Annotated in this window: 19 protein-coding genes and 1 pseudogene; 10 read left to right on the top strand and 10 right to left on the bottom strand. The window is 74.6% G+C overall.

Annotated elements, in window-relative coordinates; translation table 11 throughout:
* Positions 1 to 31: 31 nt before the first annotated feature.
* The 3 genes from C0216_RS05485 to C0216_RS05475 all read left to right on the top strand — a co-directional run bounded on the left by C0216_RS05485 (position 32) and on the right by C0216_RS05475 (position 2550).
* Positions 32 to 421 (top strand): DUF6325 family protein, encoded by a 390-nt coding sequence (locus tag C0216_RS05485; RefSeq protein ID WP_114054166.1) that lies wholly within the window; start codon positions 32 to 34, stop codon positions 419 to 421.
* Positions 421 to 810: an SHOCT domain-containing protein gene (locus tag C0216_RS05480; RefSeq protein ID WP_114054165.1), complete on the top strand. Its 390-nt coding sequence runs from the start codon at positions 421 to 423 to the stop codon at positions 808 to 810. The genes C0216_RS05485 and C0216_RS05480 overlap by 1 nt, the downstream gene beginning before the upstream one ends.
* 135 nt (positions 811 to 945) lie before the next feature.
* Positions 946 to 2550 (top strand): C40 family peptidase, encoded by a 1605-nt coding sequence (locus C0216_RS05475; protein WP_246042333.1) that lies wholly within the window; start codon positions 946 to 948, stop codon positions 2548 to 2550.
* On the opposite strand, the pseudogene C0216_RS05470 reads toward C0216_RS05475, so the two are convergent.
* The 5 genes and pseudogenes from C0216_RS05470 to C0216_RS34930 form a co-directional block, all read right to left on the bottom strand.
* Positions 2526 to 3761 (bottom strand): annotated as a pseudogene (locus C0216_RS05470) (styrene monooxygenase/indole monooxygenase family protein); the annotation flags it as partial. The gene C0216_RS05475 and the pseudogene C0216_RS05470 sit on opposite strands and share 25 nt — an antisense overlap.
* A gap of 109 nt (positions 3762 to 3870) precedes the next feature.
* On the bottom strand, positions 3871 to 4488 hold the full coding sequence (locus C0216_RS05460) for a GTP-binding protein (protein ID WP_114054164.1): 618 nt from the start codon (positions 4486 to 4488) through the stop codon (positions 3871 to 3873).
* The gene (locus C0216_RS05455) at positions 4469 to 4912 is read right to left on the bottom strand and encodes a DUF742 domain-containing protein (RefSeq protein WP_114054163.1); all 444 of its coding nucleotides are present in this window, start codon (positions 4910 to 4912) and stop codon (positions 4469 to 4471) included. Before C0216_RS05455 ends, C0216_RS05460 begins: the two co-directional genes overlap by 20 nt.
* Entirely contained in the window at positions 4909 to 5412 is a 504-nt protein-coding gene (locus C0216_RS05450) for a roadblock/LC7 domain-containing protein (protein WP_114054162.1), read from the bottom strand. The genes C0216_RS05455 and C0216_RS05450 overlap by 4 nt, the downstream gene beginning before the upstream one ends.
* Entirely contained in the window at positions 5409 to 8804 is a 3396-nt protein-coding gene (locus C0216_RS34930) for a sensor histidine kinase (RefSeq protein ID WP_162793120.1), read from the bottom strand. The genes C0216_RS05450 and C0216_RS34930 overlap by 4 nt, the downstream gene beginning before the upstream one ends.
* 399 nt (positions 8805 to 9203) lie before the next feature.
* On the opposite strand from C0216_RS34930, the gene C0216_RS05440 reads away from it, so the two are divergent.
* On the top strand, positions 9204 to 9980 hold the full coding sequence (locus C0216_RS05440; protein WP_114054160.1) for a protein phosphatase 2C domain-containing protein: 777 nt from the start codon (positions 9204 to 9206) through the stop codon (positions 9978 to 9980).
* Between the two features lie 74 nt (positions 9981 to 10054).
* On the opposite strand, the gene C0216_RS05435 is transcribed toward C0216_RS05440, so the two are convergent.
* Together C0216_RS05435 and lon are read right to left on the bottom strand one after the other, a co-directional pair.
* Positions 10055 to 10495: a MarR family winged helix-turn-helix transcriptional regulator gene (locus C0216_RS05435; RefSeq protein WP_246042331.1), complete on the bottom strand. Its 441-nt coding sequence runs from the start codon at positions 10493 to 10495 to the stop codon at positions 10055 to 10057.
* 150 nt (positions 10496 to 10645) lie between these two features.
* Entirely contained in the window at positions 10646 to 13051 is a 2406-nt protein-coding gene (gene lon / locus C0216_RS05430) for an endopeptidase La (RefSeq protein ID WP_114054158.1), read from the bottom strand.
* 171 nt (positions 13052 to 13222) lie between these two features.
* Between lon and C0216_RS05425 the strand changes: the two genes are divergently transcribed.
* Positions 13223 to 13741 carry a DUF1877 family protein gene (locus C0216_RS05425; RefSeq protein WP_114054157.1) on the top strand — a complete coding sequence of 173 codons (519 nt, stop codon included), beginning with the start codon at positions 13223 to 13225 and terminating at the stop codon, positions 13739 to 13741.
* A 153-nt stretch (positions 13742 to 13894) separates the two neighbouring features.
* Here C0216_RS05425 and C0216_RS05420 read toward each other — a convergent pair whose 3' ends face one another.
* A complete protein-coding gene (locus C0216_RS05420) occupies positions 13895 to 15304 on the bottom strand; it encodes a glycosyltransferase family 39 protein (RefSeq protein ID WP_162793119.1) in 1410 nt (469 codons plus the stop codon).
* Positions 15305 to 15363: 59 nt separating this feature from the next.
* Between C0216_RS05420 and C0216_RS05415 the strand changes: the two genes are divergently transcribed.
* From C0216_RS05415 to C0216_RS05400, 4 genes are all read left to right on the top strand, one after another.
* Complete coding sequence (locus C0216_RS05415) at positions 15364 to 15891, top strand: hypothetical protein (RefSeq protein ID WP_114054156.1); 528 nt, start codon at positions 15364 to 15366, stop codon at positions 15889 to 15891.
* 171 nt (positions 15892 to 16062) lie between these two features.
* Positions 16063 to 16806, top strand: coding sequence for a response regulator transcription factor (locus tag C0216_RS05410; protein WP_114054155.1), 744 nt, complete (start codon positions 16063 to 16065; stop codon positions 16804 to 16806).
* 116 nt (positions 16807 to 16922) lie between these two features.
* The gene (locus C0216_RS05405; protein ID WP_114058467.1) at positions 16923 to 17984 is read left to right on the top strand and encodes a HAMP domain-containing sensor histidine kinase; all 1062 of its coding nucleotides are present in this window, start codon (positions 16923 to 16925) and stop codon (positions 17982 to 17984) included.
* Positions 17985 to 18242: 258 nt separating this feature from the next.
* Positions 18243 to 22121: a multifunctional oxoglutarate decarboxylase/oxoglutarate dehydrogenase thiamine pyrophosphate-binding subunit/dihydrolipoyllysine-residue succinyltransferase subunit gene (locus C0216_RS05400; protein WP_114054154.1), complete on the top strand. Its 3879-nt coding sequence runs from the start codon at positions 18243 to 18245 to the stop codon at positions 22119 to 22121.
* A gap of 136 nt (positions 22122 to 22257) precedes the next feature.
* Here the strand turns inward: C0216_RS05400 and C0216_RS05395 are convergent, their stop codons facing one another.
* Positions 22258 to 22506 carry a hypothetical protein gene (locus C0216_RS05395; protein ID WP_114054153.1) on the bottom strand — a complete coding sequence of 83 codons (249 nt, stop codon included), beginning with the start codon at positions 22504 to 22506 and terminating at the stop codon, positions 22258 to 22260.
* Between the two features lie 56 nt (positions 22507 to 22562).
* Positions 22563 to 22913, bottom strand: a complete 351-nt coding sequence (locus C0216_RS05390) for a hypothetical protein (RefSeq protein WP_114054152.1) — start codon at positions 22911 to 22913, stop codon at positions 22563 to 22565.
* Between the two features lie 163 nt (positions 22914 to 23076).
* On the opposite strand from C0216_RS05390, the gene C0216_RS05385 reads away from it, so the two are divergent.
* Complete coding sequence (locus tag C0216_RS05385; protein WP_114054151.1) at positions 23077 to 24066, top strand: helix-turn-helix domain-containing protein; 990 nt, start codon at positions 23077 to 23079, stop codon at positions 24064 to 24066.
* The last annotated feature ends 24 nt before the right edge of the window (positions 24067 to 24090 follow it).

Genomic DNA, 24090 nt, shown 5'->3' with positions numbered 1-24090 from the left:
CATGAACGGGCGGACCTGGGAGCCTCGGCACATGGGACCTGTGGAGTTCATCGTCCTCGCCTTCCCCGAGGAGCAGTTGCGCGTGCCGGCGGTGGAGGCGGTGCTGGGGCTGCGCAAGACCGGCAACGTGCGGCTGATCGACGGCCTCGTGGCGGCCAAGACGGCACAGGGCGAGGTGATGGCCGCCGAGTTCGACGAGTACGTCGAACTGCACGGGCTGCTCGCCCACCGGGAGGCGGCCCCGCTGATCGGCCCGGAGGACGTCAAGGAGGCCGCGGACCTCCTCGAACGCGGCAGCTGCGCCCTCCTCCTGGTCGTCGAGCACGTGTGGGCCGAGGACGCGGCCATCGCCGTCCGCGCCGCGGGCGGCCGCATCGCGGGCTCGGTCCGCATCCCGGCCGAACGGCTGGGGGCCGCCTGATGTTCATCCGCCCCGTCGGCACCGTCGTCCACCCGGCCCGCCGCCCCGCGGGCCGCCCCCTCCTCCGCGGCCTGCTGGCCCGCGGGGCCTATGTGTGGGACGCGGCCCAGGCACCGCACCGCGCCCCGGACCACGGCCCCCGCCCGACGCCTTGGCAACCCGGTCGGCCCGCCCCGGCAGAGCCCGACTCCGCGGCACCCGCCCCCGCGCCTGCGCCCGCCCCTCCCCCCGCGGACTCCGCTCCCACTCCGCCCGGCCCGGGCCCCGCAGTCCCCGCCGGCGGCTCCGACCTCGCAGCCTCGCTGGCCCAGCTGGCCGCCCTCGCCCGGGAAGGCCTCCTGACCCCGGAGGAGTTCTCGGCGGCCAAAGCCCGCCTCCTGAGCACCTGACCCCTCCCCCGGACAGGCTCGCACCGTGTCCCCGCCGGTGCGTACGCCGTCCGGGTGGCCGGTGCGGCAGGGCCGCGCGGGGTGGGCGGATTGTCATACCGCCCGTGTCAGCATCGGCGGCCTGGAGGTGACCACGTGCCCCGCCGTCTGCTCCCCGCCGCCTGCCTCGCCGCCGCCTGCCTCACGGCCGGACCGCTCCCCGCCCCGCACGCCGCGCCAGCCCCCGCCCCGCACGCCGATCCGCTGCCGACCGCGACGCCGCCCCCCGTTCCCCGGACGGCCGCCCCGACCTCCGCGGCCACGGGGGCCGCGACCCCGTCCGCCCCGGCCGCGACCGGCCGTACGACGACGAGGGCCGAGGCCACGACGACAGCCACGGCCACACCCATGGCCACACCCACGCCAACGGCCGGAACGGCGACCCCGGGCACGGCACCGGCCGACACCCCGGCCCCGTCCGCCTCCCCGGCAACCTCCGCCCCAACCTCCCCAGCCGCGACCGCCGCCGACTCCGACTCCGTCGGCGCCCTGCTGACCCGCCTCCAGGCGCTCTACCGCCAGGCCGAGGAGGCCGCCGAGGCCTACAACGCCGCCGAGGCCGCCCTCAAGGCCCGCCAGGACGACGAGCGCCGCCTGGGCACCGAGCTCGGCCGCGCCCGCGCCGCCCTCGACGCCGAGCGGGCCGCCGCCGGCCGGATCGCCCGCGAGCAGTACCAGGGGGTGCGCGGCCTGTCCCCGTACGCCCGGATGCTGCTCACCGGCGATCTGCGGGCGGCACAGGACCAGCGCCGCCTCGCGGCCCGCGAGGGCGCCCGCCAGGCGGGCGTTCTGGCCCGCCTCACCCGCGGCGAGCAGCACGCCGACACCCTCGCCACCGCCGCCCGGAAGGCCCTCGACGCGCAGCAGGCGGGCGCGGCCCGCAAGAAGGAGCTCAAGGAGGAGGCGGACCGCAGGCTCCGGGAGGTCGAGCGGATGCTCGCCGCCCTGACCCCTGACCAGCTCACGCAGGTCGACGCCCGCGAGGCCCGGGACACCGCCTCCGCGCAGCGCGAACTCCTGTCGTCGGGGGCGCTGGGCGCGCCCGCCTCGACGGCCGCGCGCACCCCGACGGCTGCGGGCGGCTCGGCCCTCGCGTACGCCGCCGCGCAGGTCGGCAAGCCGTACGAGTGGGGTGCCGAGGGCCCGGAGGCGTTCGACTGCTCGGGCCTGACCTCGCAGGCCTGGGCCCACGCCGGCCGGGCGATCCCGCGCACCAGCCAGGAGCAGTGGGCGCGGCTGCCGCGGGTGCCGCTGGACCGGCTGCGGCCGGGGGACCTGGTGGTGTACTTCCCGACGGCCACGCACGTCGCCCTCTACATCGGCGACGGCAAGGTCATCCAGGCCCCGCGGCCGGGCGCCGCGGTGAAGGTGTCGCCCATCGCCGCGAACCCGCTGCTGGGGGCCGTGCGCCCCGACGCGGGCGACGCCCCGCTGGCCTCGTTCGTCCCGCCGCCGCTGCCCGCCGCGGCCTCGGCCGGGGACGACACCGGCTACTCGGCAGCCGGACCGCCCGCCGGCGCGGACGCCGCACCGGAACCGGGCACGGACCGGGAGCCCGGGACGGACCGGGAGCCCGGGACGGCCGCAGCGTCGGAACCGGCCGCCGAACCGGACCCGCCCGCCGCCCCGGGGCCCGCGACGGCCTCCGCCTCCGCGTCCGCCTCGGGGCCCGCCTCCGCGCCCCGCACCTCCGCCAGGTAGTCCGCCGCGTCCTGCGGGTCGTAGAAGAACGCGTCGAAGTCGGCCGGGTTGTCGAAGCCGTTGGCGAACCGGTCCGCCACCTCCTGGTGGTGCCCGCCGGCGCCGATGAGCTCCAGCACGTGCGCCGGCGGAGGCGCCAGCATCGCGTTCGTCCACTGCGTCACGGGCTTGCCGGTGGTGAACCAGAACCTGTCGAAGGTGGCCTTCATCCAGGCCTCGTCGAACGGCTTGTCGCCGTGCATCAGGATCGACGACAGGTACGAGGCCGCACACTTGGCCGCCGAGTTCGCGCCCTGCCCGGTGATCGGGTCGTTGGCGACGACGACGTCCGCGACGCCCAGTACCGCCCCGCCGCCGGGCAGCCGCCCGATCGGGTTGCGGACAGTCGGCGCGTACCGGCCCGCCAGGGTGGCGCCCGCGTCCGTCAGTTCGACGTTCGCGGTGCGCGCGTGCTCCCACGGCGTGAAGGCCTTCATCAGGTCCAGCGTCAGCGCGAGGTGCTCGGCCGGGTCGCTCACGCCGCGGAACACGTCGAGCGGGCCGCCCGGGACGCCCTCCCAGAACAGGATGTCGGCCCGCCCCGACGTGGTGAGCGCGGGCATGACGAACAGCTCGCCCACGCCCGGCACCAGGTTGCAGCGCACCGCCTCCGTCCCCGGGTGCTCGGGCCTCGGGGCGAGCCCGTGCACGTACGAGACGGCCAGCGCGCGCTGCGGGCTGCCGTACGGGGAGCGCGCCTCGTCCCGCCCGAACATCGACACGAGTTCGCCCTTGCCGGCTGCCACGAGCACCAGGTCGTAGGTGCGCGAGAAGTAGTCCAGGTCGGCGACGGACGCGCTGTGCACGACGAGTTGGCCGCCCTGCTGGACGAACGCGTCGAGCCAGCCCGCCATCTTCACCCGCTGGTCCACCGACTGCGCGTACGCCTTGAGGCGCCCGAGCCAGTCGACGGCGCGGGCGCCGTCGGGCCCGGCGACGGAGACGCCGAGGCCCTCGATGCGGGGGGCGTGCCGGGCCCAGAAGTCGAGCCCGAGGTCGCGCTCGTGCCGCAGAGCGGTGTCGAACATGACCTGCGTGGACATGACCCGGCCGGTGCGGATCTCGTCCGCAGTCCGGTTGGACATGAGGGTGACGTCGTACCCCTTCACCCGGAGGCCGACGGCGAGCTGGAGACCGGACTGGCCGGCCCCCACGACGAGTATCTTGCGCATCTCACGTCTCGTTTCCGGTGCGGGGGGGTGGGTGGGTGGCTGGTGGTGCGGGCGGGGCAGGCAGGGCGGGTGGAGCAGGCAGGGCGGGTGGGGCGGGCGGGTCCCGCCGCTACTCGGGTGTCGCGTCGAGGGCGTGTCGGACGAGCATGAGCAGCGACTCGACGACGGTCTCCCGGCGCCGCGCGTCCATGACCAGTACGGGTACGTGCTCCGGGATGGTGAGCGCCTCCCGCACGTCCTCCGGCTCGTACGCGTGGGAGCCGTCGAAGTGGTTGACGGCCACGGCGTACGGCAGCCCGCAGCTCTCGAAGTAGTCGAGCGCCGGGAAGCAGTCGCGCAGGCGGCGCGTGTCGGCCATGACGAGCCCGCCGATCGCCCCGCGCACGAGGTCGTCCCACATGAACCAGAACCGCTCCTGGCCGGGCGTCCCGTACACGTACAGCACGAGGTCGTCGGCGAGGGTGACCCGGCCGAAGTCCATCGCGACGGTGGTGGTGTTCTTCTCCGGCGTGGCCGACAGGTCGTCGGTGTCCACGCTGGCCTGCGTCATCACCGCCTCGGTGCGCAGCGGGGCGATCTCGGAGACCGACGACACGAAGGTGGTCTTGCCGACGCCGAAGCCGCCCGCGACGAGCACCTTGACGGCGACGGGCGCGCGGGAGCGGTCGTACTGCCAGGGCTGGACGGGTTCGTCGTCGATGGCGGGTTCAAAGACGGCGAAGGCCACTGAGCACCCTTTCGAGCAGTGCGCGGTCGGGGCGGCCCGGGCCGTGCCCGGTGCCGTAGACGCGGACCCTGCCCTGGTCCGCGAGGTCGCTGACGAGGACGCGGACGACGCCGAGCGGCAGCTTGAGCAGGGCGGCTATCTCCGCGATGGTGCGCATGCGGCGGCAGACCTCGACGATGGCCGGCATCTCGGGCATCCGGTCGCGGTCGGCGTCCCGGTCCGCGGCCGGCACCCCGTCGGGGGCGTTGCCGCCGCCGGGCTGCTGCGGCTGCGAGACGCGGCTGTCGAGGGCGGCGACGAACGTCTCGACGTGCAGGACCTGCGTGAAGCGGGTGCGGCCGCCCGTCAGGGAGTACGGGCGGACGCGGGCGGGGCGGCGATCGGCTCCGCGTATGGGAAGCCGGTCGGAGGCCGTACCTCTCACGGGGTGTTCTCCATGGACTGGCGCAGCTCGCTGCGGACTTCGGGGGTGAGGACGTGTCCGGCGCGGCCGACGAACAGGGCCATGTGGTAGGCGACGACGCTCATGTCGCAGTCGGGCGTGGCGTGCACGCCGAGGAGCGAGCCGTCGCTGATCGCCATCACGAACACCGAGCCGTGCTCCATCGCGACCATGGTCTGCTTGACGCTGCCGCCCTCCATCAGGGCCGCCGCGCCGGTGGTGAGGCTGCCGAGGCCGGAGACGATCGTGGCGAGGTCGGCGGACGCGCCGCGCGGGCCCCTGGGCCGGCCGGGCCCGCCCGCGCCGCTCCCGCCGGCCGCGGCCGCGGCCGCGCCGCCGGGGTCGGAGGACAGCAGCAGCAGCCCGTCCGAGGACACGACGGCGACGGAGTTGACGCCGGGCACCTCCTCGACCAGGTCGGTCAGCAGCCACTGCAGGTTGCGGGCCTGGGTGCTCAGTCCGTACGTACTGGGCGCGGTCATGTGCGTGCCTCCTGTGCGGTGTCCCCCTGGTCGGTGTCCTGTGCGAGTTCGGCGGCCACGACGCGCCGTCCGTCCCGCGTCCCCTGGTAGAACCCGCCGAGCCGGCGGCGCAGTTCCTCCGCGTCGACGCGGCGCGGGGCCGGCCGTGCGGGGGCCGCGCCGGGTCCGGCGGCGGCGCCGGGGGCCGTCTGGGCGCGGCCGGCGACGACGCGGGGCGTCCGCTTGGGCAGGCCCTTGTCGGTGACGGCCTCCGTGGTGCCGGGCTGGGGGTGGCTGCCCTGGCGGGGGACCCACTCGTTGTCGGCGGGGGCGTGCCGGTGCGGCTCGGCCGCAGCGGGTACGCCGCCGCCGGCGGTGAAGACCTGGTCGGTCGGGGGCAGCCGTTCCGCGTCGGGGGCGACGGGTGCGGCGGACTGCCCGGGCAGCGCGGGGTCCCCGTCCGGTACGACGGCCGGCGGGGCGGCGGCGGTCGAGGACTCGGCGGCCGCCGGGCCGGTGTCGGCCGCCCCGAAGGCGGACCCTTCCGCGTCGGGGACGACACGCGCGAGGAGTTCGCCGCCCGGATCCCGGTCGGCCGGGGTCTGCGCGGTGAACACCTGCTCGGCGGACGGCAGCTGCTCCTGCGGGACCCTCCGGCGCATCGGCAGCGGGGCGGGCGCGTCCTCGGGAGCGGGGGCGTGCGCGTCGGCGGTGGTGCCGTCGGCGGCAGCGGCGGCCGCGGCGTCGGCGGCGAAGGCGTCGGCCAGGGTGACGGGGGCGACGGCCTGCACGGGCGCGGCGAACCCCGGCCCGGCGGCGGGGTCGGCGGGCGCGCCCTCCGCGGGCACGTCGGCCTGCGCGGCCGTGCCGCCCTGCGGGTCGGCGACCGGCGCGCCCTGCGGGTCGGCGGCCGGCGCGCCCTGCGGGTCGGCGGCGGACTCGGGCCGCGGATCGGCGGCCGGCCCGGCCCCGGACTCCGACCCGGACTCGGCGGCGAACTCGGGCAGCGGGTCCGTCAGCGGATCGAACAGCGGGTCCGGGACAGGCCCGGCCGCCGCGCCCGCGGCTTCGGCCGCCCCTTCGGCCGCACCGGTCGCGTCGGCCGCAGCACCCGCGGCCGCCTCCCCGGTACCACCGGGAGCGCCGTACGGCCCGTACGCCTCGTAGGCCTCGTGGGACCCGACAGGCTCCTCACCAGCGGCCACCGCAGCAGCACCGGCGACCTCGTCAGCACCGCCGGCACCCGCGCCCCCGGCCGCCCCCGCGCGCTCCTCCGGCCGCAGGCGCGGCGGGAGGACGTGCTCGTTGGCCTCCGCGACGACGCCGGGCAGCTGGAACTGCGGCAGGCCCGCCGGGGTGGCGAAGGTGTGCACGGGGGACGCGGCCGGCGGCCCGTCCTGGAGGAGTGCCGCGGGGACGACGACCAGCGCTTCGGTGCCGCCGTACCGGCCGGCGCGCAGTTCGGCGGTGACGCCGTGGCGCGCGGCGAGGCGCCCGGCCACGTACAGGCCGAGTCCGAGGCCGTGTTCGGCCTCGGTCTCCTCGTCGTACGCGTCGGGGGTGGCCAGGCGGGTGTTGAGTGCTTCGAGCCGGTCGGCGGTGATGCCGATGCCCTCGTCTGCGACGGAGAACACCACGTCGCCCGTGTCGAGGTGGCGGGCGGAGGCCTTGACCTTGGCGCCGGGCGGCGAGAACGTCGTGGCGTTCTCCAGCAGTTCGGCGAGGACGTGCGAGATGTCGTCGGCTGCGTGCCCGGCGACCTGGGTGAACGACGGCACAACGGCCAGGTCGACGCGCTCGTACCGCTCGATCTCGCTGACCGCCGCGCGCATGACGTCGACGAGCGGGACGGGCGTCGCGCCGCCGGTGCCGTGTTCCTGCCCGGCGAGGACGAGGAGGTTCTCGTTGTGGCGGCGCATCACGGTCGCCAGGTGGTCGAGCCGGAAGAGGGTTTCGAGCCGGTCCGGGTCCTGTTCCTTGGCCTCCAGCTCGTCGATGACGGCGAGTTGGCGCTCGACGAGGCCGAGGGTGCGCAGCGACAGGGAGACCGACGTGGTGGACATGATGCGCCGGTGCTCCTCCAGGCCGGCGCGCAGGTCGCGGAGTTCCGCTTCGAGCGCGTCCCGTCCGGCGGAGAGGGCTTCGTTGCGGCCGATGAGGCGGCGCCGGTCGGCGTCCATGCCGGCGATCTTGGTGTGGAGGGAGACGGTCTGCTCGCGGACCTGGTTGAGGTGTCGGACGACTTCGGCGAACTCGTCGTTCCGGCCGGTGAAGCGGACGGGCTCGACGGAGCCCTCGGGCGTCGCGAGGCGGGCCGCGCCGCGCCGGAGCACGGACAGCGGCCGGGTGAGGGAGCGGGCGACGGCGGTGGAGACGCCGACGGCGACCAGGAACAGCAGGCCGAGCACGGCGATGACGAGTTCGAGGCGGGTCACGTCGTCGTCGCGGAGCGCGGCGAGGGCGGTGGCCCGCTGGCCGGCGAGGGTGGCCTCGACGGAGCGCATGCGGTCGATGCGCGCGGTCAGCGAGGGGGCGAGGGACGCGCCGTCGAGCTTGCGGTCGGCGGTGGAGAGGGTGGGGCGTTCGGTGAGCCGCTTGAGGTTCTCGTCGGCGGCCTTGACCTCGGGGCCGGTGACGGTCGCGGCGAGGGTCTGGCGTACGTCGGGGCGGGCGGCGCGCGTGAAGTCGTCGAGGGCGGCCTGCTCGCGTACGCGGGCCCGCTGGGCGGCGGCGGACAGTTCGTCCGCGGCGGCCGCTCCGGCGCCCTGCTCGCTGCGGGGCACGGCCAGTGCGGCGAGGAGCAGTCCGCGGGTGGCGGATGCCTGCTCCACGGCCTGGCCGAGGGGGGCCAGGGGGCGGGTGGTGGCGAGGGCGGCCTCGGCGCGCGGCGGGGTCTGCTCGGCGAGCCGGTCGCCGGGGGCGAGGAGTTCGGCGAGGACGGCGGCGTAGGCCTGGTGGGCGGCGAGGGCGGTGCCCTTGCCGTCGACGGCCTCGGTGCGGACGCCCTGGATGCTGCCGGCGGCCTTGGCGAGGGGTTCGTCGGCCTCGGCCTCGGCTTCGGCCTGGACCTCGGCGATGCGCCGGTCGGTGAGGGCGGCGCGCTCCTGGAGGGGCCCCTTGGCCTGGCCTCCGGGCCGGCCCTTGGCGACGTACTCGACGACGGCGTCGCGCTCGTCGGCGAGGAGGTGCGCGAGGGTGAGGGTGTGCCGGGTCTGTTCGGCGAGGGTGACGAGCTGCTGGGAGTCGTTCAGCTCGCGGGTGGCCGTGACGACGGCGGGTGCGCCTGCCGCGAGGACAGTGAGGCCGGCGACGGCTACGCCGACGACCAGCCTGCTGCGTACGTGGACGCGGCGTCCTGCGGGGGCGGGTCCGTCGGTGGCGGTGCCGTTCTTCCGAGACCGCTTCTTCTGCACCGGTGCTCGCAATCCTGTACGTGTGCTCGTGCTCGTCTACTCGTGTGGCCGAGGTAACGGCCGGTCAACAAGTAAACGCCCCCTGCCCCCTCGTACCGCCTCAGACCTTCGCAGTGTGTTGGGGAGAGAGCCTGACATCGCCCACCCGGCCACTCGAACGAGTGAACATCACGGAAGAGTTGGCGACCAACTCGGCGCACCGGCCGCCCTGCCGCTCCGCGGACGGGTGGTTGAAAGATCGGTGGGGGCTTTGGCAGTATGCGCGCCCACATGCGCCGGGGTGCGCCGGCGCCGCCGGGAGGCCTCGGTTGCGGCGGGCGGACGCCACCGCCCTTTCTGGTACGGACCTTTGGCGCGCGGCGGCCCTGCCGCGGCGGCGGCGGTGGGCAGAATGCCCGTATGCGCATCGACCTCGCCACGGCCCCCGGCGACCCGGAACGCCCCAACGAGGACTGGCTATCAGCCGCTACACCCGCCGCGGGGGGCGGCGTGCTGGTCGCCCTGGACGGGGTCACGCCGCCCGCCGGCGACACGGGATGCTCGCACGGCGTCCCGTGGTTCACCGCCCGACTGGGGGGCCGATTGACCGAACTGTCCGGTTCGCGGCGGGACATGCCGCTGGCCCGGATCCTGGCGGAGTCGATCCGGGCGACGGCCGACGCCCACCGGGGGGCGTGTGACCTTTCTCACGTACGCACGCCGCAGGCGACGGTGGTGGTCGTCCGCTGGGACGGGGAGGCCGTGGAGCACCTCGTGCTGTCGGACTCGGTGCTGCTGCTGGAGGCCCCGGACGGGGCGGTCTCGGCGGTCGTCGACGACCGGCTGGACCGGATCCCCCGCGCGGCCCTGCGGACGCAGGAGTCGGCGGACGCCCTGCGGAACGCGGAGGGCGGCTTCTTCACGGCGGCCGCCGACCCGGCGGTGGCGGCCCGCGCGGTGACCGGGCGCACCCCGCGGGAGGCGGTGCGGTCGCTGGCGGTGCTCACCGACGGGGCGAGCCGGTGGAAGGACACGTTCGGGGAGGGCGACTGGGCGCAGTGCCTGGCGGTGCTGCGCAAGGAGGGGGCGCAGGGGCTGATCGGGCGGGTGCGGGCGCTGGAGTCGGACCCCGGCCGCCGTGACCGGGCCCGCGGCAAACGGCACGACGACGCGTCGGCGGCGTACGCGGAACTGTAGGCGGGGGCCGAGGAGGCGCCGGCGGGCGCCTGGGGCCCCGGGGGCACCTGGGGGGCGCCCGGGGGCGCGCCTGCCTATTCCTCGCCCTGGTTGAGCTGGTTCAGCAGCCGGGCCAGCTCCGCGACCTCGCCGCGGTCCCAGTCGGCCAGCTTGCGCATGTACCGCTCGCGGCGGGCGCCGCGCACCTTCAGGAAACGCTCGCGGCCCTCCTCGGTGAGCCCGACGAGGAACGCACGGCCGTCCGCGGGGTCCGGCTCGCGGGCCACCAGTCCGAGCACCTCCAGGGCGCGCAGCTGGCGGCTCATGGTGGCCTTGCCGACGCCGAAGTAGGCGGCGAGGTCGGTGGCCCGCTGCCGGCCCGCCGCCTCCAGGCGTACGAGCAGCCCGTACGCGGCGGGCTCCAGCTCGGGGTGGAGGGCGCGGGCCATCTCGCCGGAGGAGGCGCGGGCCCGCCGCAGGAAGACGGACAGTTCCCGCTCCAGGGCGAGGAACTCCTGGTCTTCGCTGCCGTGCACGTGCCGCTCCTGTCCGTGTGTCGGCACTGCTGTGCCGAGGGGCCACAGTATTTCGCAGCGCCCGCGGGCGCGGCCCGGGACCCCGCCGGAACGGGATCCCGGGCCGCGCCGGGGTGCCGGCCGGCGGTACAGGGCGGAGTCGGGGCGGGGTCAGGCGGCCGCGGGGACGGCGGGCGCGGCGGCCTCCGCCGGGGACAGCGCCAGCTCCAGCACCTGGCGCACGTCCGTCACGGCGTGCACCTGGAGCCGCTCCAGCACCTCGGCGGGCACGTCGTCCAGGTCGGCCTCGTTCCGCTTGGGGATGACGACGGTGGTCAGGCCGGCGCGGTGCGCGGCGAGCAGCTTCTGCTTGACGCCGCCGATCGGCAGGACCCGGCCGGTGAGGGAGACCTCGCCGGTCATGGCCACGTCGGTGCGGACCTGCCGGCCGGAGAGCAGCGAGGCCAGGGCGGTCGTCATGGTGATGCCCGCGCTCGGCCCGTCCTTCGGGACGGCTCCCGCCGGGAAGTGGATGTGCACGCCCCGGTCCTTCAGGTCGGCGACCGGCAGCTCCAGCTCCGCACCGTGCGAGCGGAGGAAGCTGAGCGCGATCTGCGCGGACTCCTTCATGACGTCGCCGAGCTGCCCGGTCAGCGTCAGCCCGGCGGCGCCGGTCTCCGGGTCGGCGAGGGACGCCTCGACGAACAGGACGTCGCCGCCGGCGCCGGTCACGGCCAGGCCGGTGGCCACGCCGGGGACGGCGGTGCGCCGCTCGGCGGGGTCCTGCGCGGACTCCGGGACGTGGTGCGGGCGCCCGATGAGCCCGCGCAGGTCCTCGGCGCCGATGTGCAGGGGAAGGTCCCGCTCGCCGAGTTCATGCTGGGCGGCCACCTTGCGCAGCAGGCGGGCGATGGAGCGCTCCAGGGTGCGGACGCCGGCCTCGCGGGTGTACTCGCCGGCCAGCCTGCGCAGGGCGGAGTCCTCCAGGACGACCTCCTCCGCGGCGAGTCCGGCGCGCTCCAGCTGGCGGGGCACCAGGTGGTCTCGGGCGATGACGACCTTCTCGTCCTCGGTGTAGCCGTCGAGGCGGACCAGCTCCATGCGGTCGGCGAGGGCCTCGGGGATGGCCTCCAGGACGTTGGCGGTGGCGAGGAAGACGACGTCGCTGAGGTCGAGCTCGACCTCCAGGTAGTGGTCGCGGAAGGTGTGGTTCTGCGCCGGGTCGAGGACTTCGAGGAGGGCGGCGGCGGGGTCGCCGCGGAAGTCGGAGCCGACCTTGTCGATCTCGTCGAGGAGGACGACGGGGTTCATGGACCCGGCCTCCTTGATCGCACGGACGATACGGCCGGGCAGCGCGCCGACGTACGTACGGCGGTGGCCGCGGATCTCGGCCTCGTCCCGGACACCGCCGAGGGCGACGCGGACGAACTTGCGGCCCATCGCGTGGGCGACGGACTCGCCGAGGGAGGTCTTGCCGACGCCGGGCGGCCCGACGAGGGCGAGGACGGCCCCGCCGCGGCGGCCGCCGACGACGCCCATCCCGCGGTCGGAGCGGCGCTTGCGGACGGCGAGGTACTCGGTGATGCGGTCCTTGACGTCGGCGAGGCCGGCGTGCTCGGCGTCCAGGACGGCACGGGCGCCGCGGATGTCGTAGGCGTCCTCGCTGCGCTCGTTCCAGGGGAGTTCGAGGACGGTGTCCAGCCAGGTGCGGATCCAGGATCCCTCCGGGGACTGGTCGCTGGCCCGCTCCAGCTTGTCGACCTCCTTGAGCGCGGCCTCGCGGACCTTCTCCGGGAGGTCGGCGGCCTCGACGCGGGCGCGGTAGTCGTCGGACTCCTCGCCCTCCTTCTCGCCGTTCAGCTCGCGGAGCTCCTTGCGGACGGCTTCGAGCTGGCGGCGCAGCAGGAACTCGCGCTGCTGCTTGTCCACGCCGTCCTGGACGTCCTTGGCGATGGACTCGGCGACGTCCTGCTCGGCGAGGTGGTCGCGCAGCCAGGCGATGGCGAGACGGAGGCGGGCGACGGGATCGGCGGTCTCCAGCAGCTCGACCTTCTGGGCGACGGTCAGGAACGGGGAGTAGCCGGAGTTGTCGGCGAGCGCGGAGACGCCCTCGATCTGCTGGATGCGGTCGACGACCTGCCAGGCGCCGCGCTTCTTGAGCCAGCTGGTGGCGAGGGCCTTGTACTCCTTGACGAGCTCGGTGACGGCGCCGGGCAGCGGGTCCGCGAGCCGCTCGTCGACGCTCTCCCCCTCGACCCACAGGGCGGCGCCGGGTCCGGTGGTGCCGGCGCCGATACGGACGCGGCCGACGCCGCGGATGAGGGCGCCGGGGTCGCCATCGGCGAGGCGGCCCACCTGCTCGACGGTCCCGAGCACACCGGTGCCGGCGTACCGCCCGTCGACCCGCGGGACGAGCAGCACCCGCGGCTTCCCGCTGCCGCCCGCGGCCTGGGCGGCCTCGACGGCACCCCGCACCTCGGCGTCGGACAGGTCCAGCGGAACCACCATTCCGGGCAGCACGACCTCGTCGTCGAGCGGCAGCACGGGCAGGGTGAGCGTTACGGACGTCGAAGCCATGATCTTCCTTCCGGCAGTCAAGTTGAGCTACACCGACTCAATGGATATGCGCGGGCCGGTGTTCCCCAACAGGTGTTCGCCCGGGGCGAACGAGCCGGGGGCGGGTGCAGGCGCTCCCCGCGGACGGCGGGTCCGGGTCGGGCTGTCGGTGGGGCGGCTTAGCCTCCGGGCATGAGCATGATCGGGATGTACGTGCGGTTGCGGCCCGCCGAGTTCCGGCGGGCGCTGCGCGAGCCGGACTGGGCGCGGGAGCGCGCGGAGGGGGCGGCCGAGGCGGAGTGCGCGGCGGCGCCGGTGCCGCCTTCCGCGGGGGCGGTCCCGCCGCGGTGCCACAGCACCGGCAAGGCGTGGCACGCGCTGTCGTTCCTGCTGGACCGGATCGGCTTCCCGGTGGATGTCGTGTACGGCGACGCGGCGGTGCCGGGCGCGTCCCCCTGGGGGTACGGGCCGCCGCGGCACCTCGCGCCCGACCGCGTCGCCGCGGCCGCCGAGGCCCTCGCCTCCACGCCGCCCGCAATGCTGGTCGAGGGGGTGACCGCGCGGGACCTGGCCGCGGAGGGCGTTTACCCGGCGGCGGTGTGGGAGCGCGGGGAGTCACTGGAGTGGGTGGTGGACCGCTACCGGGAGCTGCGGCAGTTCTTCAGCGGGGCGGCCCGGGAGGGGGACGGGGTGCTCGTCTGGGTGGAGTGAGGGTGATCGGGGCGGGTGGTGCACCGAGGCGCTTCGCGAGCGCGGGCGTCCCTGGTACGGGGTGGCCCGCCGCGAGGCGGGAGTGACCCGTACGCAGCGGGTTGCCGCCCCGGCCGGCGGGCTCAGGGCACGTGCCGGGACAGGTGTGGACGGCTACGGGCACGTGCCGTGGCGGGCGTGGATCGTCAGGCGGGCGCCGTGGAGGTCCGTCACCGAGCAGACGTCGAAGTGGGCGGCCAGGACCTCCCGTTTCACCGCCTCCCGCGGGTACGGGTCCAGCGGCTGGCCCTCCGGGTCGGTCAGGGCCAGCACCCGCGGTGACGCCAGCAGCCGGGCCCGGATCTCGTCCGGCGGCAGCTCCGTGCCCCACAGGCTCGCCGAGGCGGCGGGGGTCCGCTCCAGCGCCAGGTCGGACAGGGTGCCGTACACCCCCGGCGAGGACAGCAGCCACTCGCGGCGCCGGGCCGGCATGAACAGCACCGGGTCGCCGGGGCGGGCCTGCTCGCGGACGGCGGCGGCCACGGCGAGGGCGTCGTCCTTGCGGCTGTCGGGCGTCCGCAGCCATACCGACCAGCAGGCGGCGGGTACGAGCAGCACCGCGGCCAGCGCCCACGGCAGCCGGCCGCGCACGCTCGCGAGGCGCGCCCCGGCGGCCAGGGCGAGCCCGGCGAGGGAGTAGAGGACGTACCGGTCGACGTACCAGGGGTGGACGAGCGAGACGGCCAGCAGCAGTCCCGGCGGCAGCAGGGCGAGCGGTACGGCGACGCGGGCCAGGCGGTCCGGCAGGGCGCCGCGCCGGGCGAGCAGCCAGACGGCGACGGCGACGGCCGCGTACGCGGCCCAGTCGTGCCACTTCGGCCGGCCGAGCCAGCCCAGCTGCTGCTCGGCCTGCCGGGCGCTGACCGCGGCGAGCGGCAGGAGCAGGACGAGCACGGCGGCGGCGCTGCGCCGCCAGCCCGGCGAGCGGCGTGCGGTGACGGTGTGGGCGGCCAGGGCGAGGACCGCGAACTCGTGCAGCCAGCAGCCGAGCAGCATGACCGCCCCGTACGCGGCCCAGCGCTCGCGCAGCATCAGGTACGTGGCCCAGGCGACGGCGGCGGCGACGAGCGCGTACGACCGGCCTTCCTGGGCGTACGCCTGCACGGGCGGCAGCACCGCGTAGACGGCCCCGGCGATGAGGCCGGCCCGTTCCCCGGCGAGGCGGCGGCCGACCGCGGCGACGCCGGCGGCGGCGAGGGCGGTCGCGGCGACCGAGGGGAGCCGCAGCGCCCACAGGCCGCCGTCAAGGGCCGCGTCCGGGCCGGTGCCGGCGATCCGGAAGACGGTGTGCACGAGCAGGTAGTACAGGCCGTGCACCGCGTCGACCTGTCCGACGAGGTCCCACAGCCCGCCGGGCGGGCGGTGCGCGACCTGCCAGGTGACGGACTCGTCCCGCCACATGCTGCCCGCGCGCCCCAGGCCCCACAGGCCGAGGACGACGGCGAGCAGCGGCGGCAGTGCGCGCCGGGCGGCGGTGGGGATGCGGTCCTCCGGTGGGTTCCGTGGGAACGGTGCGCCCTCCATACTCATTGGTCGGCCGACCGGTGGAGCCTGCGGGGGTGGGTGTGCGCGCACGGAGAGTGGTGAACACGGCGGGAGCGCTGGCGGGGGTCGCGGTGGTGCTGGCCGGGTGCAGCACGGCGCCCGGGGGCGGATCCGCGGCCAGTCCGGCGGGCGCGCCGCCCGCGACCGCCGCCCCGTCCACGCCGCCTGCCCCGCCGGAGGCCGCCCCGGCGCCGGACGCGCCCTCCCCCACCGCCGAACGGCTGGTGACGGTGACCCGGAGCGGCGGCTACGCCGGTAAGACGACGAGCCTGCTGGTCAAGGGCGACGGCTCGTGGGCGCGCCTGGACGGCGAGGCCCGGCCGGCGGGCTCGGGCCGGCTGTCGCCGGAGGACCTGGCGGAACTTCGCGCCGCGCTCGCCGCGGCGGACTTCCCGCGGCTGCCGCGGGTCTCGATGGACGGCGGCACCGTCTTCGACGGCTTCACGTACGTGTTCGTGCACGCGGGGCGCGAGGTGGCGACGGCCGACGGCTCGATCCCGGCGGGCCTGCGACCCGTCCTGGACGCCCTGCCCCCCTTCGAGGCCGACCGAGCGACGCCGCCGTGACGGACCTCCCGGAACCGGCCTGCGCCCCACCCGGCATCCCCCGCCATATCCCCATTCCGACCGCATTCGGAATCAGTAATTCCGGTGGTTTCGCTGTCTGAACCCCGCATAGCCGCAGGCCGGTGGCTCCTCTACGCTGCACCCCATCACGCGGATCTCCAGGGGCGGGACATGGAACAGACACACACCACCCACACCGGCGGCGCCGCGGCCACCCCAGGCGCACAGCGGCGCGTGCTCGTGGTCGAGGACGACCGCACCATCGCCGACGCCATCACGGCCCGGCTGCGCGCCGAGGGCTTCCAGGTGCAGGCGGCGTACGACGGCCCGGCCGCCGTGGCGTCCGCCGAGAGCTGGCAGCCCGAGCTGCTCGTACTGGACGTGATGCTGCCCGGCTTCGACGGCCTGGAGGTGTGCCGCCGGGTCCAGGCGCAGCGCCCGGTGCCCGTCCTCATGCTGACCGCGCGGGACGACGAGACCGACATGCTGGTCGGGCTCGGCGTCGGCGCCGACGACTACATGACGAAGCCGTTCTCGATGCGCGAGCTGGCCGCGCGGGTGCACGTCCTGCTGCGCCGCGTGGAGCGGGCCACGCTCGCCGCGCACACCCCTCGCGGGGCCACGCTGCGCCTGGGCGACCTGGAGATCGACCACGCCCAGCGCCGGGTGCGGGTGCAGGCGGAGGACGTCCACCTGACGCCGACCGAGTTCGACCTGCTGGTGTGCCTGGCCGGGACACCGCGGGCGGTGCTCTCCCGCGAGCAGCTGCTGGCCGAGGTGTGGGACTGGGCGGACGCCTCGGGCACCCGTACCGTCGACAGCCACATCAAGGCCCTCCGGCGGAAGATCGGGGCCGAGCGGATCCGCACCGTGCACGGCGTCGGGTACGCCCTGGAGACCCCGGCGCAGGCGTGAGCGCGGACCGCCAGGGCAGGGCGCGCGGCCCCGGCCGCTTCCGGCACGCACCCCAGCGGGCGTCCCAGCGGACCTCTCAGCGGACCTCTCAGCGGGCGGACGCCCACAGCGGGGGCCTGCGCCCCTTCTCGCCCTTCTCGATCAAGACCAAGCTCGGGACGCTGGTCGTGGTCTCGGTGTTCATCACGACGGGCCTGCTGCTGGTGGCCCTGCGCACCGACACCGAGCTGCGGTTCATCACCGTCTTCTCGGTCATCGCCTCGATGCTGATCACCCAGTTCGTCGCGCACGGCCTGACGGCCCCGCTGGACGACATGACGCGCGTGGCGCGGGCGATATCGCACGGGGACTTCACGCGCCGGGTCCGCGGGGCGGGCCGCCGCGACGAGCTGGGCGACCTGGCCTCCACGATCAATCTGATGGCGGACGACCTGGAGGCGGTGGACCGGCACCGCAGGGAGCTTGTCGCCAACGTCTCGCACGAGCTGCGCACGCCGATCGCGGCGCTGCGCGCCGTGCTGGAGAACGTCGTCGACGGGGTCTCCGAGGCCGATCCGGAGACCATGCGGACGGCGCTGAAGCAGACGGAGCGCCTGGGCCGGCTGGTCGGGACGCTGCTGGACCTGTCCCGGGTGGACAACGGCGTGGTCCCGCTGCGGGCGCGGCGCTTCGAGGTGTGGCCGTACCTGTCGGGGGTGCTGAAGGAGGCGGGGCTGGCGGCTGCCGGACGGCCCGGCCTGGCGTCCGGGTCGGGCGGGCACACCCGCAACGACGTCCACCTGCACCTGGACGTGTTCCCGCCGGGGCTGACGGCGTACGCGGACGCCGAGCGGCTGCACCAGGTGGTGGCCAACCTGATCGACAACGCGGTCAAGCACAGCCCGGCGCTGGGCCGGGTCACGGTCCGCGCCCGTGCCGGGGAGGCCCCCGAAAGCCTCGCCCTGGAAGTGGTCGACGAGGGGCCGGGGATCCCGGAGGCCGAGCGGCACCGGGTCTTCGAGCGGTTCAACCGCGGCAGCGCGCACAGCGGCGAGAGCAGCGACGGGGGGACGGGACTGGGCCTGGCGATCGCCCGCTGGGCGGTCGAGCTGCACGGCGGCCGGATCCGCGTGGCCGAATCGGCGCGGGGCTGCCGGATTCTCGTCACCCTTCCGGGCGCCCCGCAGGCGTCGCATTGACGTAGGGTTCGACCGGGAAGGACATGATCTCGGCCACATGTGCCCGGGGTCCGTCAGGGGTGCGAAGCCAGTGGGTCGCAACCCGGTTGGCGCATACCCGAACCAGGCTGGTTTCCCGCCATTCCGGGCTCTGAAACCCGCCGTTCGGTGTGACCTACATGACGTAAGTCCCGCCCGGCCTGCATCTCCCCGCCCGGGAGGCGTAGCCTTTATTCCCGCTGTCCATACCTTGTGAAGCGGAAGAGGGCGGTTGCCGCCGTGTCGCCACAGTCCCCCAGTAACTCGAGCACGACGACCGAAGCAGCAGAGGGCGGGAACACCCCTGCCTCAGGCTTCGGCGCCAATGAGTGGCTCGTCGACGAGATCTACCAGCAGTACCTCCAGGACCCGAACTCGGTCGACCGGGCCTGGTGGGACTTCTTCGCCGACTACAAGCCGGGGGGCGCGAGCGCTCCCGCCAAGGCCGACGAGCCGGTGAGTACCCCGACGACGGATGGCGCCTCCGCACAGGCCTCCACCGCCGTCACCGCACAGGCCTCCACCGCCGTCACCGCGCAGGCCTCCGACGCCGCCGCCACGGGGGCGGCGAGCGCCGCACCCGCCTCCGCCGCCGCACCCGCGCCTGTGTCAGCTCCTGCCCCTGCTCCTGCCTCCCCCTCTGGTGCCCCTGCTGTGACTGTCACCTCCCAGGCCTCGGCCGCCGCTCCGGCCGCGCCCGCCGCTCCCGCCGCCGCCCCGAAGGCCGCGCCCGCCACCGAGGCCCCGTCGGGCCCCGAGCTGGTGACGCTCCGCGGCCCGGCCGCCGCGGTCGCGAAGAACATGAACGCCTCCCTGGACGTGCCGACCGCCACCTCCGTGCGCGCCGTCCCGGTGAAGCTGCTGTTCGACAACCGGATCGTCATCAACAACCACCTCAAGCGCGCCCGGGGCGGGAAGATCTCCTTCACCCACCTCATCGGCTACGCGATGGTGCAGGCCATCAAGGCCATGCCGTCGATGAACTACTCCTTCGCGGAGAAGGACGGCAAGCCGACCCTCGTCAAGCCGGAGCACGTCAACTTCGGGCTCGCGATCGACCTGGTCAAGCCGAACGGCGACCGCCAGCTCGTCGTCGCGGGCATCAAGAAGGCCGAGACCCTCGACTTCTTCGAGTTCTGGCAGGCCTACGAGGACATCGTCCGCCGCGCCCGCGTCGGCAAGCTGACGATGGACGACTTCACCGGCGTCACGGTCTCCCTGACCAACCCCGGCGGCCTCGGCACCGTCCACTCCGTGCCCCGCCTGATGCCCGGACAGTCCGTCATCATGGGCGTCGGCTCCATGGACTACCCGGCCGAGTTCCAGGGCACCTCGCAGGACACCCTGAACAAGCTGGGCGTCTCCAAGGTCATGACCCTGACCTCGACCTACGACCACCGGGTCATCCAGGGCGCGGCCTCCGGCGAGTTCCTGCGGATCGTCGCCAACCTGCTGCTCGGCGAGAACGGCTTCTACGACGACGTCTTCGAGGCGCTGCGGATCCCGTACGAGCCGGTCCGCTGGATGCGCGACATCGACGCCAGCCACGACGACGACGTCACGAAGGCGGCCCGCGTCTTCGAGCTGATCCACTCCTACCGGGTCCGCGGCCACGTCATGGCCGACACCGACCCGCTGGAGTACAAGCAGCGCAAGCACCCCGACCTGGACATCACCGAGCACGGCCTCACCCTGTGGGACCTGGAGCGCGAGTTCGCCGTCGGCGGCTTCGCCGGCAAGTCGATGATGAAGCTGCGCGACATCCTCGGCGTGCTGCGCGACTCGTACTGCCGCACCACCGGCGTCGAGTTCATGCACATCCAGGACCCGAAGCAGCGCCGCTGGATCCAGGACCGCATCGAGCGCCCGCACTCCAAGCCGGAGCGCGAGGAGCAGCTGCGGATCCTGCGCCGCCTGAACGCGGCCGAGGCGTTCGAGACGTTCCTGCAGACCAAGTACGTCGGCCAGAAGCGGTTCTCGCTGGAGGGCGGCGAGTCCGTCATCCCGCTGCTCGACGCGGTCATCGACTCCGCGGCCGAGGCCCGCCTCGAAGAGGTCGTCATCGGCATGGCCCACCGCGGCCGCCTGAACGTCCTCGCCAACATCGTCGGCAAGTCGTACGCGCAGATCTTCCGCGAGTTCGAGGGCAACCTCGACCCGAAGTCGATGCACGGCTCCGGCGACGTGAAGTACCACCTGGGCGCCGAGGGCACCTTCACGGGCCTGGACGGCGAGCAGATCAAGGTCTCGCTCGTCGCGAACCCCTCCCACCTGGAGGCCGTCGACCCGGTCCTGGAGGGCGTCGCCCGCGCCAAGCAGGACATCATCAACAAGGGCGGCACGGACTTCACCGTCCTGCCCGTCGCGCTGCACGGCGACGCGGCGTTCGCCGGCCAGGGTGTCGTCGCCGAGACGCTGAACATGTCGCAGCTGCGCGGCTACCGCACCGGCGGCACCGTCCACGTCGTGATCAACAACCAGGTCGGCTTCACCGCCGCCCCGGAGTCCTCGCGTTCCTCGATGTACGCGACCGACGTGGCCCGCATGATCGAGGCGCCGATCTTCCACGTGAACGGCGACGACCCGGAGGCCGTGGTCCGTGTGGCGCGGCTCGCCTTCGAGTTCCGCCAGGCGTTCAACAAGGACGTGGTCATCGACCTCATCTGCTACCGCCGCCGCGGCCACAACGAGTCGGACAACCCGGCGTTCACGCAGCCGCTGATGTACGACCTGATCGACAAGAAGCGCTCGGTGCGCAAGCTGTACACCGAGTCCCTGATCGGCCGCGGCGACATCACGCTGGAAGAGGCCGAGCAGGCGCTGCAGGACTTCCAGGGCCAGCTGGAGAAGGTCTTCGCGGAGGTCCGCGAGGCCGCCGCGCAGCCCGCGGCCGGCATCCCGGGCACGGTGGAGCGGGCCGAGTTCCCGGTGGCCGTGAACACGGCGGTCTCCCCGGAGGTCGTCAAGCGGATCGCCGAGTCCCAGGTGAACGCCCCCGACAGCCACACCGTCCACCCGCGCCTGCTGCCTCAGCTGCAGCGCCGCGCGGCGATGATCGACGACGGCACCATCGACTGGGGCATGGGCGAGACCCTCGCGTTCGGCTCGCTGCTGATGGAGGGCACCCCGGTCCGGCTGTCCGGCCAGGACTCCCGGCGCGGCACCTTCGGCCAGCGCCACGCGGTGCTGATCGACCGGGAGACCGGCGAGGACTACACCCCGCTCCAGCACCTGTCGGACGACCAGGCCCGCTTCAACGTCTACGACTCGCTGCTGTCCGAGTACGCGGCGATGGGCTTCGAGTACGGCTACTCGCTGGCCCGCCCGGACGCGCTGGTGCTGTGGGAGGCCCAGTTCGGCGACTTCGTCAACGGCGCGCAGACCGTCGTCGACGAGTTCATCTCCTCGGCCGAGCAGAAGTGGGGCCAGACGTCCGGCGTCACCCTGCTGCTGCCGCACGGCTACGAGGGCCAGGGCCCGGACCACTCCTCGGCCCGCCCGGAGCGGTTCCTGCAGCTGTGCGCGCAGAACAACATGACGGTCGCCATGCCGACGCTGCCGTCGAACTACTTCCACCTGCTGCGCTGGCAGGTCCACAACCCGCACCACAAGCCGCTCATCGTCTTCACCCCGAAGTCGATGCTGCGCCTGAAGGCGGCGGCGTCGAAGGCGGAGGAGTTCACCAGCGGCTCGTTCCGCCCGGTCATCGGCGACTCGACGGTCGACCCGGGCGCCGTGCGCAAGGTCGTCTTCTGCGCGGGCAAGGTCTACTACGACCTGGAGGCCGAGCGGGTCAAGCGCGGCGTCACCGACACCGCCATCATCCGCATCGAGCGCCTGTACCCGCTGCCGGGTGCGGAGCTCCAGGCCGAGATCGCCAAGTACCCGAACGCGGCGAAGTACATCTGGGCCCAGGAGGAGCCGGCGAACCAGGGTGCCTGGCCGTTCATCGCGCTCAACCTGATCGACCACCTGGACCTGGCGGTCGGCGCCGACATCCCGGCGGGCGAGCGTCTGCGCCGCATCTCGCGGCCGCACTCCTCCTCCCCGGCGGTCGGCTCGGCCAAGCGCCACCAGGCGGAGCAGCAGCAGCTGATCAGCGAGGTGTTCGAGGCGTAGCCCCGGACCCCGAGACGCCCGGAGGCCCGGCTCCCCGTTCCCGGGGGGCTGGGCCTTCGGGCGTATCCGGTCGGCCCTCCCCGGTCGCGCCGGCTGCCCTGCAGGTGCAGCCGCGGCGGGGCGGGCGGCGGGCCGGCTACTGCCAGCCGAAGTCGTTGTTCGGCAGGCCCGCTCCGGCGCTCTGCCAGCCGAAGTCCTGCTTCGGGAGCGCGGCGGAGGAGACGCTGCGGGTGAGGGTGCCGTCGCCGGGGAGGGCGGCGAGGGAGGAGCCGAAGGAGAGGGTTCCGGCGGCGAGGGCGGTGACCGCGGCGGCCTTGGCGATACGGGCGGCGTTCATGGCGAGGACCTTCCGGCAGGGGTACGGGTGGACGGATCCGGCCCGCATCCCGCGGTGATGTGGCGCCGGTCCTTCCCGCCGGGGGCTGTCCCTCCCGGCGGGAACTACTCTCGCCGCAGGTCGCGGGGGGTGGAAGGCGTTCCGGGTGGACCCAAGGGGCCATGTCCCAATGGGGCCAGCAGTGGCACCTCGGCCTTCAGCAGCGCCCAGCCGGACATGTCCCGGTGCTCCCTCAGCAGGCGCCGGCAGACGCCCGCCGCCCGCCCCTCCGCCTCGTGCAGGGAGGACGCGAGGAGGAACAGACCGAGCACCGGGTGCGGCTGCGCGTACGGATGGGCGGTGACGTGCTCGACGCCCTCACCGGACCGCGCGAGGGCCAGCACGCGGTGCGCCGCGTCGACCGGCAGGGCGCACCCCTCCGAGGGGGCCCGGAACTGTGCGTGGATCAGATACATGGGCCTGAGCCTCCCAAACCAGGCGATCCCCAACCAGTTCTGCGAATTGGCCGCTTGGGGCTTTGGACGGAAGGGGCCAACCTGCACCCCAACCGGTCGTTCGGCTTGATTTCCGTGTCATCATCATCTTTGAAGATCACTTCATCGGGGGGTGAAGGCGCGCATGTTGACCCTGCTGGGTCTCGACCAGACAACGGAAGCCGTCTACCGGGGGATGCTGACCCATCCCCACGAGGGCGTGGCCGGGCTCGCCGCCCGTCTGGGCCTGCCTGAGGAAGCCGTCCGCTCCGGCCTCGACCAGCTGAGCGAACTGGCCCTCGTCCGGCCCTCGTACGAGCACCCGGGCCGCCTGCGCGCGGTCAGCCCGGATGTCGGCATGGAGCTGCTGCTCGCCCGGCAGCAGGCCGAGCTCGCGGCGCAGCAGCAGCGTGTCGAGGCGTCGCGGGCCGCCGCGGCCCGGCTCATCTCGGAGTACGCGGACCTGCGGCCGGCGGCGTCGGAGCCGGGTGTCGAGCAGCTGCTGGGGCTGGACCGGATCCGCGAGCGCCTCACGCTGCTGCACCGGGAGGTGCGGGAGGAGGTGATGGTGTTCGCCCCGGACGGCGAGCAGACCCCGGAGAACCTGGAGGCCTCGCGTCCGCTGGACGAGGCGCTGCTGCGGCGCGGGATCCGGATGCGGACGGTCTACCTGGACAGCGTCCGCAACAGCCCGCACACCGTGGCGTACGCGGAGTGGCTGGGCACGCTGGGCCGGCAGGCGCGGACGGCGCCCGTCCTGCCCCTGCGGATGATCATCACGGATCGGGCCACGGCGGTGATCCCGGTCGACAGCGACGACACCGCGGCCGGTGCGGTCGTCCTGACCGGGCAGGGGACGCTGACCGCCCTGTGCGCGCTGTTCGAGAGCGTGTGGGAGGGGGCCAGGCCGTTCGGCGAGAAGGCCCGCCGGGACGACGGGAGCGGGCTGACCGACACCGAGGCGACCGCCCTGAAGCTCCTCGCGGACGGGTTCACCGACGAGGCCATCGCCAAGCGGCTCGGGGTCTCGCACCGGACGGCCCGCCGCGTCGCGACGGGCCTGATGGAGCGCCTGGGCGCGCGCAGCCGCTTCGAGGCGGGCGTGCGGGCCGTGCGGCAGGGCTGGCTGGCCTAAAGGAGGCACGCCCCTCCCCCGCGA

The sequence above is a fragment of the Streptomyces globosus genome, from assembly GCF_003325375.1.
Classification (GTDB): Bacteria; Actinomycetota; Actinomycetes; order Streptomycetales; family Streptomycetaceae; genus Streptomyces; species Streptomyces globosus_A.
Note: the sequence above shows the minus strand (reverse complement) of the source record. Positions and strands in the feature narration are given on the sequence as shown.